Here is a 15,039-nt window from a genome sequence, read left to right as displayed (position 1 = left end):
CGTCCAGCCGGCCCACCGGGGGTCAGGCCTCGCCTGGGCCGCTCTCCAGCAGGCGGCCCTCCGAGAGGCGCAGCCGGCGGTCCACCCCGATCTCGGCCAGGAACCGCTCGTCGTGGCTGACCACCACGAACGCGCCCTGGTAGGCGGCCAGCGCGCTCTCCAGCTGGCCGACGCTCACCAGGTCGAGGTTGTTGGTGGGCTCGTCCAGCAGCAGGAGCTGGGGGGCCGGCTCCGCGCACAGGACACAGGCCAGCGTCGCGCGCAGCCGCTCGCCCCCGGACAGCACCCCCACGGGCAGGTGGGCGCGGGAGCCGCGGAACAGGAAGCGGGCGAGCAGGTTCATCCGCTCCGCCGGGGCCATCTCCGGCGCGGACGCGGCGAAGTTCTCCGCCACGGTGCGGTCGAGGTCGAGCAGGTCCAGCCGCTGGGACAGGTAGGCGACCCGGCCCTCGGCCCGCCTGACCAGGCCGCCCTCCGGCTCCACCTCGCCCGAGATCATGCGCAGCAGGGTGGACTTGCCCGCGCCGTTGGGCCCGGCCAGGGCGATGCGCTCGGGGCCACGGATGGTCAGGTCGACGCCCTGCCCGGCGAACAGCGGCCGTTCACCGTACCGGGCCTGCAGGTGCTCGCCGTGGAAGACGGTCCGCCCGGCCGGGACGTTGGTCGCCGGCAGCTCAAGGACGAGCTTCAGGTCGTCGCGCAGGGCGCGGCCGGCCTCGTCGAGCCTGGCCCTGGCGTCGTCCACCCGGGCGGCGTGCGTCTGGCCCGCCCGTCCCGCCGACTCCTGGGCCGAGCGCTTGAGGTTCCCGGCGACGATACGCGCCAGGCCGGCGTTCTTGAGGTTGCGGGCCGCGTTGCCCGCCCGGCGCTCGGCACGCTCCCGTGCCTGCTGCATCTCCCGCTTCTCGCGCTTGAGCTCCTGTTCCGCGCTGCGGACGTTCCGCTCGGCGACCTCCTGCTCGGCGCGTACGGCCTCCTCGTAGGCGGTGAAGTTCCCCCCGTACGAGCGGAGCTCGCCCCCGTGAAGCTCGGCGATCCGGTCCATGCGGTCCAGCAGCTCCCGGTCGTGGCTCACCAGCAGCAGGCAACCGTTCCAGTCGTCCAGCACCGCGTAGAGCCTGCGGCGCGCGTCGAGGTCGAGGTTGTTGGTCGGCTCGTCGAGCAGCAGCACGTCGGGCCGCTTCAGCAGCTGAGCGGCCAGCCCCAGCGAGATGACCTCGCCGCCGCTGAGGGTGCGCAGGCGGCGGCCGAAGTCGACCTCGCCGAGGCCGAGCCGGTCGAGCTGGGCGCGCGTGCGCTCCTCGATGTCCCAGTCGTTGCCGATCGTGGTGAAGTGCTCCTCGGCGGCGTCCCCGGACTCGATGGCGTCCAGCGCCGCGATCACCGGGGCGATCCCGAGCACCTCGGCCACGGTCAGGTCACCGGCCAGGGGCAGGCTCTGCGGCAGGTAGCCGACGACGCCGTCCACGGTGACGCTGCCGCCACCCGGCCGGTACTCGCCGGCGAGCAGCTTGAGCAGCGTGCTCTTGCCGGCGCCGTTCGGGGCGACCAGGCCGGTACGGCCGGGGCCGACGGTGAAGGACAGGTCACGGAAGACCGGGGTGTCGTCGGGCCAGGAGAACGACAGGTTGGAGCAGACGACGCAGGTGTAGGACATGCGAGAGACCTCGTAGGAGAACACGGGCGCGCCACAGCCGCCCGGAAAAAGGGGACAGGGATGCGTGTACGACGACACACGGCCGGGGCGGCAGCGGCGATCTCGCACGCCTGCCGGGCCGGTCACATCCGGGTATCACCCGGAGATGTCGTCGTCACCTGCCACGTCTGGTCTCCCTAACTAGCGATCTACGCTCCGCCTACCATACCAGCCCCTCGAACCGAGCCGGTCGGGCGACGAAGAAGCCGGCCCCGTACCGGCCCGCCGGGCGGCAGTGCCCCGCCCGCGGCCGGTCGTCAGGGCTGGAGGGGGCGCACCATGAGGTGCTCCAGCACGCCTGCGGCGTTGGGGTAGGGCTGCGTCTCCCCGGTGGCCGAGAAGCCCAGGCGACGGTACAGGCCCGCCGCGCGGTCGTTGCCGTCGACCACCCACAGCCGTATCTCGCGGTGCCCCTGTGCGGCGGCCCAGCCCACGACCCGCTCCACCAGGAGGGCTGCGGTGCCGGTGCCACGCGCGGCCGGGTCGACCCACATGCTGACGAGCTCGGCGACCCCGCTCCGGTCACCCGTCACCCAGGCGCCGGCCAGGCCGACCGCCCTCCCGGCCGCCACCGCCGCGAACCTGACGCCGTTCTCCGGCCGCAGCCGCTCGCGCCAGCGCGCCTCGTCGTACCCCAGCTCCTGTTCGAGCGTGGCCCCGAACGCCCCGGGCGCGTCCGCGAGGGCCGCGAGCCTGACGTCCCGGAACAGCTTCCAGTCGTCAGGCTCCAGGCGCGAGATCTCCACCCCGATCACCGGCGACGCATCCCCTCTCCCACGGACCCCTGCGGCCCGGAAGCCGCACGTTACGGGCCCGAGGGACGGCTCCGCCACCGAATTACGGCCGGGAGATCACTTCTTCTTCGGGTTGCCGCGCTTCTCGCGGATCTTCATCGTCACCTCGATCGGGGAGCCGGCGAACCCGAACTCCTCGCGGATGCGGCGCTCGATGAAGCGGCGGTAGGTCTCCTCGAGGAAGCCCGAGGTGAACAGCACGAACTTCGGCGGCTCGACCGACGCCTGCGTGGCGAACAGGATCTTCGGCTGCTTGCCGCCCCGCACGGGCGGGGGCGTCGCCGCCACCAGCTCCGACAGGAAGGCGTTCAGCCGGGCCGTGGGCACGCGGGTGCTCCACGACGCCAGCGCCCGCTCGATCGCCGGGACGAGCCGGTCGACGTGCCGGCCGGTCTTGGCGGAGATGTTGACCCGCAGGGCCCACGGGACGCGGACCAGCTGCCGGTCGATCTCCTTCTCGAGGTAGTAGCGGCGGTCCTCGTCGACGAGGTCCCACTTGTTGAACGCCACCACCATGCTGCGGCCCGACTCGATCACCATGCTGATGATGCGGAGGTCCTGCTCGGTGAGCACCTCCGAGGCGTCGATCAGCACGACGGCGACCTCGGAACGCTCGAGGGCGGCCTTGGTGCGCATGCCGGCGTAGAAGTCGGCGCCCTGCAGCTCACGCTCACGGCGCCGGATACCCGCGGTGTCGACGAAACGCCAGGTCCTGCCGCCCAGCTCGACGAGCTCGTCGACCGGGTCACGGGTGGTGCCCGCCATCGGGTCGACCAGCACCCGCTCCTCGCCCGCCAGCTTGTTCAGCAGGGACGACTTGCCGACGTTGGGCTTGCCGACCAGGGCCACGCGGCGTGGGCCGCGCTCGGCGCCGAAACGCTGCGGCGGGGCCTCGGGCAGCCCCTCCAGCACGACGTCGAGCAGGTCGCCGCTCGAACGGCCGTGCAGCGCGGACACCGGGTGCGGCTCGCCGATGCCGAGCGACCACAGCGCGGTGGCCTCCAGCTCCATGCGCTGGTCGTCGACCTTGTTGGCGGCCAGCACGACCGGCTTGCCCGAGCGCCGCAGCACCCCGGCCACGGCCTCGTCGGCGTCGGTCACGCCGACGGTCGCGTCGACCACGAAGAGGATCACGTCGGCCAGCTCGACCGCCACCTGGGCCTGCTCGGCGATGCGCAGCGCCATGCCCGTGGCGTCGGGGTCCCACCCGCCGGTGTCGACGAGGGTGAACCGGCGGCCCCGCCAGTTGCCTTCGTAGGTCACGCGGTCGCGCGTGACGCCGGGCACATCCTCCACGACCGCCTCGCGGCGGCCGATGATGCGGTTGACCAGCGTGGACTTGCCCACGTTGGGCCGCCCCACGACGGCGACCACGGGAAGCGGGCCGGAGTCCGGCTCCACCTCCGTCGAGGCGCCGTCGTCTTCGAATTCAGCGAGGTCGGCCGCGATCCAGCCGTCCTCGTCGCCGTACTCCCCCGTCACGTCACGTCCGTTTCCATTGATGCCCACCCTTCGCCCGCGGCTCGGCCGCAGCCGGCGCACGGGTCAGGTGCGCTCTTTCACAAGTCTCAGCACCTCGGAGATGACCTCTTCGAGGTTGAGCTCCGTGGTGTCCAGTTCGACCGCGTCGGCCGCCATGACCAGCGGGTCGGCCTTACGGGTCGAGTCGAGGGCGTCGCGCCGGGCCATGTCGGCCTGCTGGGTCTCCACCGTCGTGCCGGTGAGCTCGGCGGTGCGGCGCCGGGCGCGGGCCTCGGGGCTCGCGGTGAGGTAGATCTTCACCGGGGCGCCGGGCGCGACCACGGTGCCGATGTCGCGGCCCTCGACGACGATGTCACCCTCGCCGATGATGTCGCGCTGCTGGGCGACCAGCCTCGCGCGGACCTCCGGGACGGCGCTCACCGCGGACACCACCGAGGTGACCTCCTGGGTGCGGATCGGCGCCGAGACGTCGACCCCGTCGACCGTGATGCCCGGGGCGTCAGGGTCGACGGCGATGACCAGCTCCGGCTCGGCGGCGCGATCGGCGATCGCGGCCGGGTCGGTGATGTCGACACCGTGTTCGAGCATCCACCAGGTCATCGCGCGGTACATCGCCCCGGTGTCGAGATAGCGCAGCCCGAGCGCTCGCGCCACTCCGCGCGACGCACTCGACTTGCCCGACCCCGAAGGGCCGTCCATGGCGACGACCAGTGCGGTCACGGCATCTCCCTCTGCGTCCCGATTGAGTTGTCCGCAAAGAGGGTACCGGGAATCGTCCGCCATCCGGGCATCGGAGGCCCTTCAGGGGACGTGCCATCCGTGCGCCCGAAGGGCCTCGGCGAGAACCTCGGCCGCCTCCGGCTGGACGGACAGATCCGCGGCGCCCAGGGGCAGCCCGGGGGCGTGCTCCAGGCGGACGTCCTCGATGTTGACCCCGGCGTCCTTGGCGACCTGGAACAGGCGCGCCAGCTCGCCGGGACGGTCGCCGACCAGGACCTGGACCACGGCGTACGCCCGCGGGGGGCCGCCGTGCTTGCCCGGGATGCGGCTCTGACCGGCGTTGCCGCGCCTGAGCAGCTCGGTGACCCGGCCGATCGCCGTGCCGTCCTCGACGGACACCGCCCGCAGCGCCGCCGCCGCCTCCGCCAGGTCGGCGGCCACCGACTCCAGGATGTTCGCCACGGCCCGGGCGTTGCCCGAGAGGATGACCGTCCACAGGTCGGGGTCGCCCCCGGCCACGCGGGTCACGTCGCGCACACCGGGCCCCGAGAGGCCGAGCGCGGTGTCGGAGGCGTCGGCCAGGCGGGCCGCCACGGCGGCGGCCGCCACGTGCGGGGCGTGCGACACCAGGGCCACGGCCTCGTCGTGCCCGGAGGGATCCACCTGGACGGCGTTGCCCCCGCACAGCTCGATCAGGGACAGCACCGCCCGGACGGCCTCGGGCGCGGCGTCGGGACCCGGGCAGTACGCCCAGGGGCGGCCGAGGAACAGGTCGGCCCGCGCCGCCGCCGGCCCCGAGCGCTCCCGTCCCGCCAGCGGATGGCCGGCCACGTAGCTGGTCATGTCGCAGCCGAGCTGGACGGCCTGCGCGATGGGCAGGGCCTTCACGCTGGCCACGTCGGTGTAGAAGCGGGCGGCCTCGGTCTTCTGGAGGTCGAGCAGCCACTCGGCCACGAACTGCGGCGGCACGGCGATCACCGCCAGGTCGACGCGCCCTTCACCGGGCCGCCACTCCTCGCCCGCGCCCAGCTCGCACGCCACCCGCACGGCCCCGGCGTCCTGGTCGGCGAGCTTGACGGTCAGGCCGCGCTCGCGCAGGGCCAGCCCGACCGACGTGCCGATCAGGCCGGTGCCGACGACCAGGACGCTGGCGATGCTCGGGGACGGGGTGCTCACTGGGCGATGTCCACTCTCAGGGCGGCCGCGCCACGCAGGTAGACGTGCTGGATCTCCTGACGGGGCCGGTCGGTCTCGACGTGGGCCATCAGGCGCACCACGCGCGGCAGCGCGCCGGGCACGTCGATCTCGCTGGCGCAGATGAGCGGCACGTCGTGGAAGCCGAGCTTGCGGGCCGCGAGGGCCGGGAACTCCGCGGTGAGATCGGGCGTCGACGTGAAGATCACGCTGATGACGTCGTCGGTGGTCAGCCGGTTGCGTTCCATGACCTCGCTGACCAGTTCGGTCACCCCGGACAGGATCGCCTCCCGATCGTCGGCGTCGATCTGGATGGCGCCTCGGATCGCCCGCACCATGTCGTCCCCTTCACCAATCGCCGGCGAGCGCGCCCGCCGTCCGCGGCACGTCCCCGCCTCCACCGGACCAGCCTGCCCGGCGTATCCGATATCGATATCCATCCGGCACCGGGCACTCCCACCCGGCACCGCACCCACCCGGCCCCGAGCGTCCCCGCCCGGCACCGCCGTCCATATGCACGACACCGAGCGTCCCCGCCCGATCCCGCTGTCCATATGCACGAAACCGAGCATCCCTGCCCGATCCCGCTGTCCCTGCATGCACGGCACGAGCACCACTGCCCGGCCCCGCTGTCCGCGGCGGCGCGGTCCAGCGGTCCAGGCGCCTCGGCCCGGCGCCGCACCCGTGTCCGTACCGGATCGAACGCGCCGGGCGGAGGGGGCGATCTTCGCCCCCTGCCAGGAGGAAGTGCCCGCCGCCGGCCCAGGAGGACCGCCACCTCTCACGTGTCAGCCCGCACGGACCCGGTCCTGACGGTCGGCGAAGGGTCGATCACTGGATTTCGTGGCGACCGCGCCGGATCGATTCGATTTTCGCACCCAACCGGACGGTTCACGCCGGTTCCCGTACAGCGCGACGCTCGACCGGGTTGCCGGGCGGAGCCGCGCGGTGTGCGAGCCGTCCGGACGGATTCGCCCGGACGGACCCGCTATATGTCCGTATCCGGACAGGTTACATTCCCACGGTGGCGTAAAGGTCGCCGACCTCTTTGAGGGTGAGCGCCCGGACGGTGCCCGGCTTGAGCCTGCCCAGCTTGACCGGCCCGAACTCGATGCGGGCGAGGTCGATCACCGGGTGGCCCTCCTGCTCCAGCATGCGCCGGACGACGTGCTTACGGCCCTCGTGGAGCACGACCTCGACCAGCGCCTGCTGGCCGTGCTCCTGGACGACCGTGAACTCGTCGGCCTTGACGAGGCCGTCCTCGAGCTCGATGCCCTTCTTCAGACGGCGGCCGAGGTCGCGCGGGATCGGTCCGGGGACCTTGGCCCAGTACTTCTTCTGCACGCCGAAGCTCGGGTGGGTCAGCCGGTGGGCCAGTTCCCCGTCGTTGGTGAGGATGATCAGGCCCTCGGTCTCGGTGTCGAGACGCCCCACGTGGAACAGCCGCTCGGTGCGGTCGGCGACGTAGTCGAACAGCGACGGCCGGCCCTCGGGGTCGGACATGGTGCTGACGACGCCGATCGGCTTGTTGATCGCGAAGTAGACCAGATCGGGCGCGGTCGGGATGCGCTTGCCGTCGACGTGGATCACCTGCTTGGCGGGGTCGACGCGGGCACCGAACCTGCGGACGACCTGCCCGTCGACGGTGACCCGGCCCTGCCCGATCATCTCCTCGCAGGTGCGGCGGGCCGCCACTCCGGCCGCTGCGAGCACCTTCTGCAGCCGGGTACCGCCGGGGACCTCGGTGGTGTCGCGCTCGTCGGCGTAGTCGGCAGGGTAGAAGTCGGGGTCGCGCAGCGGCTGGCGGGAGGTCTTGAACGCCCCTCCCCGCTCGGGCCGCGCGGTGGGACGTCCGCTCCGGCCGGCCGAGATGCCGCCGCGGGACGAAGAACCCTCCGCGGAACCGGCGCGGCCGCGACCGCCCTCGGAGCGGCCGTACCGGCCCCGGGAGCCGCCTGCGACGCGCCCGATGGTCTGCACCTCGTCACGCCGGTCGCCACGCCCGTGGCCACGGCCCGCGCCCCGCGCGTCGCCGCGCCCGGCGCTCCCCGCCTCATCGCGCCCGTAGCCGCGCCCGGCGTTCCCCGCCTCGCCGCGCCCGTAGCCACGGCCCGCGCTCCTCGCGTCGTCGCGGAAGCGGGTCTCGCCGCCTACGGGACGGTCGCGCCCGGTGTCGTCCCGGCCGTACCGGGCCCGCGACCCGCCGCGCTCCTCACGGAAGCCGGACCGCTCTTCACGGAAGGCGCCGCGCCGGTCGTCGCCGCCCCGGCCCGCGCCGGAGAAGCCCCTGTCGCCGCCACCGTACGAACCACGGCGGTCGCCACCGAACGCCGCTCCGCGCTCCTCACGGGACGAACCACGGCGGTCGCCGCCGAACGCGGCTCCGCGGTCCTCGCCGAAGGAGCGGCGACGCTCGCCGCCGAAGGCGTCGTCGCGGCCGGATTCCCGGCGGTCGCCGCCGTACGCTCCGCCGCGCTCCTCGCGGAACGACCCGCGGCGGTCGTCGCGGAAGGATGCCCGGCGGGAGTCGTCGCGCCCGGTGTCGCCGGACCGACCGTAGCGGCCCTTGGAGCCCCCCGGCGAGGGCCGGGAGTCGCGATATCCGCCGCCGGGACGGGACTCGCCGCCCGAGCGGAAGTCGCGGTCGTCACCCCGGCCCTCCGGCCGGCGCCCGCCCCCGCGCCGCTCGGCGCGGAAGTCGGCCCCCCTGCCCTCGGACCGGAAGCCGTCCCTGCGCCCCTCGGACCGGGAGCCGTCCCTGCGGCTCTCGGGACGGAAGCCGTCCCTGCGGCCCTCCGGACGGGAGCCGCGGCCCTCGGACCGGAAGCCTTCGCCGCGGCTCGTGGACCGCGAGCCCTCGCCGCGGCCCTCCGGACGGAACGCGTCGCCACGTCCCTCGGAGCGGTAGGCGTCGCGGCGGTCGCTCCCACCGCGGAAACCGCCGCGGGAGCCGCCGGTGGCGCCTCCCCGCGGGCGGCCTCCGCCCCGGAGACCACCGGAACCGGCCCGGAAGCCGCCGCCGCCTCGGGAGCCCGAGCCACCGCTCGGGGCGCCGCCGCGTCCTCGACCGCGTCCATCACCGGACGGGGTACCACGCCTGTTGTTCACTTCGATTGCTCCTCTAGGGTTTCCACGTCGGGGAGGAAGGGCGCGAGCGGAGGCAGCTCGTCGAGGCTCCGCAGCCCCAGTCTCTCCAGGAAGTACGAACTCGTGCGGTAGAGCACCGCCTGGCTCTCGGGATCGGTGCCGGCCTCCTCGACCAGCCCGCGCGCCGCGAGCGTGCGCATGACGCCGTCGCTGTTGACGCCCCGGATCGCCGCGATCTTGGCCCGGCTCACCGGCTGGCGGTAGGCCACGACCGCGAGGGTCTCCAGAGCGGCCTGCGTCAGCCGGGTCTGTTGCCCGTCGCGGACGAAACGCTCCACCAGCGGAGCGCACTCGGCCCGCGTGTAGAAGCGCCAGCCGCCCGCGACCTCTCGCAGATCGAAACCGCGTCCGGCCGCGGTGTATTCCGCCGAGAGCGCGCGCAGCGCCTCGGCGACCTCGCGCGAGGGACGCTCGAGCACCTGTGCCAGCGTGACCTCGGCGACCGGCTCGTCGACCACGAGCAGGATGGCCTCCAGAGCCGCCCGCAGGCTCGGCTCCGCCGACTCACCGGATCCGAAGGGATCGACCGGCCCGGCCTCAGAATGCTCGCCGGGCTCGCCCGGCTGTACGGGCCCGGACGTCGCGGGCACCTGGACGGGTTCGGCCGTCTCCTCAGGAGTCATCGCTCGCTGCCTCTTCGCTCTCTCGGCTCCCGGCGCCCCGGGCGTCGTCGCGGCCCGGTGGGCCCTCGCCGCCCGAAGGCCCCTCGTCGTAGTCGTCGGCGACCGCGATGTCTCCGTCGTCGGCGCCGGTCCAGGTGACGTGCAGATCTCCGAGCGGCTCTATCTGCTCGAAGGAGACCGCGGCCTCCCGGAACAGCTCCAGGATGGCGAGGAAACGCGCGATGACCTCGAACGTGCCCGCGCAGTCGGCGGTCAGGGCCCGGAACGTCGCCCTTCGCATGCGCCGGAGCCGTTCGACAAGGATAGCCGCTTGCTCGCGGACGTTGGCGACCGGTTGGTAGATGTGGGCGGTGGAGACCGAGGGCGGGAGCTTGGGCGTGAACGCCCTGGCGGCGATCTTGGCGAGCCGCTCCGGGCCGATGCCCAGCACCAGCTCGGGCAGCAGGTCGGCGAACTGCGGCTCCATCGGCACCAGCCGGGGGAAGCGGCGGGCCTCCTCGGCCATGCGGCCGGCGAAGACCTTCGCGACCTCCTTGTAGGCGCGGTACTGCAGGAGGCGGGCGAACAGCAGGTCTCGGGCCTCGAGGAGGGCGAGGTCCTCTTCGTCCTCCACCTCGCCGCTGGGCAGCAGCCGCGCGGCCTTGAGGTCGAGCAGCGTCGCGGCGACCAGCAGGAAATGGCTGGCCTGGTCGAGATCCCACTCGGGGCCGCGGGAGCGGATGTAGGAGATGAACTCGTCGGTCACCTGGTGGAGGGACACCTCGGTGATGTCGAGCTTGTGTTTGGAGATGAGCCCGAGCAGCAGGTCGAACGGCCCCTCGAACACCTCCAGATGCACCTGGAAGGCGTCGGGCCTGGCCGCCTGGCCGGTCGCGGGCTGTTCGGTCACCGCCCCATTGTTCCGCACCCGGGTGGCGCCGGACGTCACTTGTCCACAGGCCCGGCGCATGTCGCGCCGTCGAGCCCGGGTTTTCCACAGGCCGGGCGGCCCGCGCTCAGGGCTAGCGTGTGGGCCAGCGGGCGAGGATCTCGCGGGCGAGCTCGCGGTAGGCGGTGGCGCCCATCGAGGCGGGGTCGAACTGGGTGATCGGCTCACCGGCCAACGTGGCGTCGGGGAACCGGACGGTGCGGTTGATCACCGTGTGGAAGACCTTGTCGCCGAACCCCTGCATGATCGTCTGGAGGACCTCGCGGGCGTGCAGCGTACGCGGGTCGTACATCGTGGCGAGGATGCCGTCGATCTCGAGGTTCTTGTTGAGGCGCTCCTGCACCTTGGTGATCGACTCCATGAGCAGCGCGACGCCGCGCAGCGCGAAGAACTCGCACTCGAGGGGCACGATGACGCTGTGCGCGCAGGTCAGGGCGTTGACCGCGAGCAGGCCCAGCGACGGCTGGCAGTCGATCAGGCAGATGTCGTAGTGGGGGAGCAGCGGCTCCAGCGCCCGCCCGAGGGCGTACTCGCGGGCCACCTCGTTGACCAGCCTGATCTCGGCGCCGGACAGGAAGATGTTGCTGGGCAGGAGGTCCATGCCCTCGACGCTGGTGGCGAGCAGGACGTCCTCGGGCGTGACGTCGGGCTCTTCCATGATCAGGTCGTAGACCGTGGCCTCGAGCGGACGCGGGTCGATGCCGAGGCCTACCGACAGGGCGCCCTGCGGGTCGAAGTCGACGAGCAGCACCCGCTGGCCGCACTCGGCGAGCGAGGCTCCGAGGTTGATGGTCGTGGTGGTCTTGCCGACGCCACCCTTCTGGTTGACCATGGCCACGACCCGCGCGGGACCGTGGGTGGTCGGCGGGACGGGCTCCGGGAAGACGGGACGCGGCCGCCCGGTGGGCCCCAGAATGCCGGTGTCACCCCAGGCGTCGGGGGCACCGGGGATATCCCGGAGAGAAGCGTCTGTCGTCGCAGTCACCAGTTGAACCTCCCTGACGGCCCCGAACCGGACCGTCCGGACGGACACTATGGGCTCGGCACGTATGCGGCAAGGCGACGCGCCCTAGAGCTATGAACTTGGATGCCCGGCCCTGGGGCGGGCCGAGGCGTATGCCTCGCGGAGGCTGTCGACCGCGATCAGCGTATAGACCTGGGTGGTCGTCACCGAGGCGTGGCCGAGCAGTTCCTGGACAACCCTAACGTCCACACCTCCGTCAAGGAGGTGGGTTGCGAACGAATGGCGCAACATGTGCGGGGAGACCCCGTCGAGCCCCGCGCGCTCGGCGGCCGACTGGAGGACCTCCCAGGCCCCCTGACGGGTCAGGCGGCCGCCCCGGGCGTTCAGGAACAGGGCCGCCGTCCCACGCCCCTGAGCGCAGATGAGGGGCCGCGCGCGGGTGATGTACGCCCGCAGGGCCTCGCGGGCGTACCTGCCGAGCGGGACGACCCTCGTGCGGCCGCCCTTGCCGCGCAGCCGCACCTGATCGGGCTCGACGTCGTCGACGGCGAGCCCGACGGCCTCGGAGATCCGCGCGCCCGTGCCGTACAGCACCTCGAGCAGGGCGCGGTTGCGGTGGGTGAGCGGCGCGTCGCGCGGACCGGCGGCGGCGATGAGCCGCTCCACCTCGGCCACCCCGATGGCCTTCGGCAGGTGACGCAGCCTGGTGGGCGGGTGCACCCCGCGCGCCGGGTCGTCGGCGCAGACCCCCTCCCGAACGGCGAAGCGGTGGAGCCCGCGTACGGCCGAGACCGCCCTGGCCGCCGAACCGGCCGCCAGGGCGGGGTGCCGCTCGTCGCCTTCGCGCAGAGCGGTCAGGAACGCCCGGACGTCGGCCTCGGCGACCTCGGCCAGGGACAGGCGCCCGCGCGAGCGCAGGTGGAGGAGGTACCGCCTGAGATCACGCCGGTAGGAGGCGACCGTGTTGGCCGCCAGGCCCCGTTCGACGGCCAGATGGGCGAGGTAACCCGCGAGCACGGCCTCGGCGTCGGCGTAGGGGCTCAGGACGGAACCTCCTGTCAGGCCTCCTCAGCGTCGGCGGGACGCAGGGCGGTGAAGCCGTCCGGCAAAGCGGCGTACGCGGCGAGAATACCCGCGACGGCCGGTGCATTGTGGATCATTCCGTTCAGTGCCCGGTCGACCGCCTCCGCCAGAGGCACCCACACCACCGGCATGTCGGTCTCCTCGTGGTGACCGACATAGTCGTTCTCCTCCTCGGGGATCTGCGAGAGATCGCGGGCGAGGAAGACGCGGATGCGCTCGTTCGTGCTGCCCGGCGAGGTGTGGATGTCGAGCAGGGTGTGCCAGGTCTTGGCGCGGTACCCCGCCTCCTCGGCCAGCTCACGCGCGGCGCAGTCGACCAGCGGCTCGCCCTCGACGTCGCGGATGCCCGCGGGCAGCTCCCACAGCAGCGCCCGCACCGGGTGGCGGTACTGCCGCAGCAGCAGCACCCGGTCGTCCTCGTCGAGGGCGACCACGGCCACCGAGCCGGGGTGCACGGCGTAGTCGCGGTCGGCGACGTCGTCCCCCGGCATCCGGACGGTGTCGGTGCGCACCGAGATCACGTGGCCCTGGAACCGCTCCTTGGTGCCGAGCACCTCCCAGGAGGCGGGAGTGTCGCGGACGTCGTCGACGCCCGGCCGCTCCGTGGTGTCGCTCACGCGCCCCGCCCCGCCTTCGTGACGCTCTCGCGGATGTCGGCGTACGTCAGCGCCGCCTCGATGAGGCCCCTGAACAGCGGATGCGGCCGGGTCGGGCGGGAGCGGAACTCGGGGTGGGCCTGGGTTCCGACGAAGAACGGGTGGATGTCGGAGTCGAGCTCGGCGTACTCCACCAGCCGCCCGTCCGGGGACAGGCCGGAGAACACCATGCCGATCCGCTCCAGCGGCTCGCGGTAGGCGTTGCCGACCTCGTAGCGGTGACGGTGGCGCTCGTCGGCCACCGGCGTGCCGTACAGCCTGCGGACGATCGAGCCCTCGGCGAGCTTGGCCGGGTACAGGCCCAGGCGCATGGTGCCGCCCATGTCGCGCTCACCGGCCACGACGTCCTCCTGGTCGGCCATCGTGGAGATCACCGGGTCGGTGGTGTCGGGGTCGAACTCGGCGCTGTTGGCGCCCTCGATGCCGGCGAGGTTGCGCGCGGCCTCGATGACCATGCACTGCATGCCGAGGCAGATGCCGAGCAGCGGGACGCCCCGCTCGCGGGCGTGCCGGATCGCGCCGAGCTTGCCCTCGATGCCCCGCACCCCGAAACCGCCGGGGATCAGCACGCCGTCGACGCCGTCGAGCTCCCGGGCGGCGCCCTCGGGGCTCTCGCAGTCGTCGCTCTTGACCCACCGGATGTTGACCCGCGCGTCGCAGGCGAAGCCGCCGGCGCGCAGCGCCTCGGTGACCGAAAGGTAGGCGTCGGGCAGGTCGATGTACTTGCCGACCAGCGCGATCGTGACCTCCTTGGCCGGGCGGTGCACCCGGCGCAGCAGCTGGTCCCACTCGTGCCAGTCGACGTCGCGGAACGGCAGGCCGAGGCGGCGTATGACGTAGGCGTCCAGGCCCTCGGCGTGCAGCACCTTGGGGATGTCGTAGATGCTCGGCGCGTCGACGGCCGACACCACGGCGTCCTCGTCGACGTCGCACATCAGGCTGATCTTGCGCTTGAGCGAGGTGGTGATCGGCCGGTCGGAGCGGCAGACGATGGCGTCGGGCTGGATGCCGATGCTGCGCAGCGCGGCGACGGAGTGCTGGGTCGGCTTGGTCTTCAGCTCGCCGCTCGGCCCGATGTACGGCAGGAGCGAGACGTGCAGGAAGAACACGTTGTCGCGCCCGACCTCGTGGCGCACCTGGCGGACCGCCTCCAGGAACGGCAGCGACTCGATGTCGCCGACGGTGCCGCCGACCTCGGTGATGACCACATCGACGTCGGGGCCCGCCATGCCCCGGATGCGGTCCTTGATCTCGTTGGTGATGTGCGGGATGACCTGCACGGTGTCGCCGAGGTACTCCCCGCGCCGCTCCTTGGCGATGACGTTGGAGTAGACCTGGCCGGTGGTGACGTTCGCCGACCCGTGCAGTTCGGTGTCGAGGAAGCGCTCGTAGTGGCCGACGTCGAGGTCGGTCTCGGCTCCGTCGTCTGTGACGAAGACCTCACCGTGCTGGAACGGGTTCATCGTCCCAGGGTCGACGTTGAGGTAGGGGTCGAGCTTCTGCATGGTGACCCGGAGGCCGCGTAGCTTCAGCAGGCGCCCCAGGCTCGAGGCTGTCAGCCCCTTGCCGAGACTGGAGGCGACGCCTCCGGTGACGAACAGATGCTTGGTGTTTGCGGCGCTGCGCAAGGAGGGTCTCCCGTGGTCCGTCGTGATCGTGGCCGTCCCGACGGGCGACCGCGTGTCCACGGGCTCTCAGAATATCAAAGGACGCTCGCGAAGTGCCCGAACATCCCCTGGGCGTCCGTTCCCA

General features: G+C 72.7%; 13 protein-coding genes. All 13 read right to left on the bottom strand.

From position 1 onward, the window contains the following. Positions 1–22: 22 nt before the first annotated feature. Entirely contained in the window at positions 23–1,657 is a 1,635-nt protein-coding gene (gene abc-f / locus KIK05_RS14020) for a ribosomal protection-like ABC-F family protein (protein WP_214411121.1), read from the bottom strand. Positions 1,658–1,953: 296 nt separating this feature from the next. Further along, on the bottom strand, positions 1,954–2,451 hold the full coding sequence (locus tag KIK05_RS14015) for a GNAT family N-acetyltransferase (RefSeq protein ID WP_214411120.1): 498 nt from the start codon (positions 2,449–2,451) through the stop codon (positions 1,954–1,956). A 96-nt stretch (positions 2,452–2,547) separates the two neighbouring features. After that, positions 2,548–3,939: a ribosome biogenesis GTPase Der gene (gene der, locus KIK05_RS14010; protein WP_372455590.1), complete on the bottom strand. Its 1,392-nt coding sequence runs from the start codon at positions 3,937–3,939 to the stop codon at positions 2,548–2,550. Positions 3,940–4,035: 96 nt separating this feature from the next. Next, complete coding sequence (gene cmk / locus KIK05_RS14005; protein ID WP_308249909.1) at positions 4,036–4,692, bottom strand: (d)CMP kinase; 657 nt, start codon at positions 4,690–4,692, stop codon at positions 4,036–4,038. Positions 4,693–4,773: 81 nt separating this feature from the next. Next, positions 4,774–5,868 carry a prephenate dehydrogenase gene (locus KIK05_RS14000; protein WP_308249908.1) on the bottom strand — a complete coding sequence of 365 codons (1,095 nt, stop codon included), beginning with the start codon at positions 5,866–5,868 and terminating at the stop codon, positions 4,774–4,776. Beyond that, positions 5,865–6,224, bottom strand: a complete 360-nt coding sequence (aroH, locus tag KIK05_RS13995) for a chorismate mutase (RefSeq protein WP_214411117.1) — start codon at positions 6,222–6,224, stop codon at positions 5,865–5,867. The genes KIK05_RS14000 and aroH overlap by 4 nt, the downstream gene beginning before the upstream one ends. Positions 6,225–6,897: 673 nt before the next feature. After that, positions 6,898–8,994 carry a pseudouridine synthase gene (locus KIK05_RS48855; RefSeq protein WP_308249907.1) on the bottom strand — a complete coding sequence of 699 codons (2,097 nt, stop codon included), beginning with the start codon at positions 8,992–8,994 and terminating at the stop codon, positions 6,898–6,900. Beyond that, the gene (gene scpB / locus KIK05_RS13985) at positions 8,991–9,656 is read right to left on the bottom strand and encodes an SMC-Scp complex subunit ScpB (protein ID WP_214411116.1); all 666 of its coding nucleotides are present in this window, start codon (positions 9,654–9,656) and stop codon (positions 8,991–8,993) included. Before scpB ends, KIK05_RS48855 begins: the two co-directional genes overlap by 4 nt. Beyond that, on the bottom strand, positions 9,646–10,545 hold the full coding sequence (locus KIK05_RS13980) for a segregation and condensation protein A (protein WP_308249906.1): 900 nt from the start codon (positions 10,543–10,545) through the stop codon (positions 9,646–9,648). Before KIK05_RS13980 ends, scpB begins: the two co-directional genes overlap by 11 nt. A gap of 112 nt (positions 10,546–10,657) precedes the next feature. After that, the gene (locus KIK05_RS13975; RefSeq protein ID WP_214411114.1) at positions 10,658–11,569 is read right to left on the bottom strand and encodes a ParA family protein; all 912 of its coding nucleotides are present in this window, start codon (positions 11,567–11,569) and stop codon (positions 10,658–10,660) included. 90 nt (positions 11,570–11,659) lie between these two features. Then, positions 11,660–12,565 carry a site-specific tyrosine recombinase XerD gene (locus tag KIK05_RS13970; protein WP_308249905.1) on the bottom strand — a complete coding sequence of 302 codons (906 nt, stop codon included), beginning with the start codon at positions 12,563–12,565 and terminating at the stop codon, positions 11,660–11,662. Between the two features lie 41 nt (positions 12,566–12,606). Further along, positions 12,607–13,248 (bottom strand): NUDIX domain-containing protein, encoded by a 642-nt coding sequence (locus KIK05_RS13965; RefSeq protein ID WP_308249904.1) that lies wholly within the window; start codon positions 13,246–13,248, stop codon positions 12,607–12,609. Further along, positions 13,245–14,915 (bottom strand): CTP synthase, encoded by a 1,671-nt coding sequence (gene pyrG, locus KIK05_RS13960; protein WP_214411113.1) that lies wholly within the window; start codon positions 14,913–14,915, stop codon positions 13,245–13,247. The genes KIK05_RS13965 and pyrG overlap by 4 nt, the downstream gene beginning before the upstream one ends. Positions 14,916–15,039 lie beyond the last annotated feature (124 nt).

Source organism: Sphaerisporangium fuscum, from assembly GCF_018531465.1.
Classification (GTDB): Bacteria; Actinomycetota; Actinomycetes; order Streptosporangiales; family Streptosporangiaceae; genus Sphaerisporangium; species Sphaerisporangium fuscum.
This window is presented reverse-complemented; position numbering and strand designations above follow the sequence as displayed.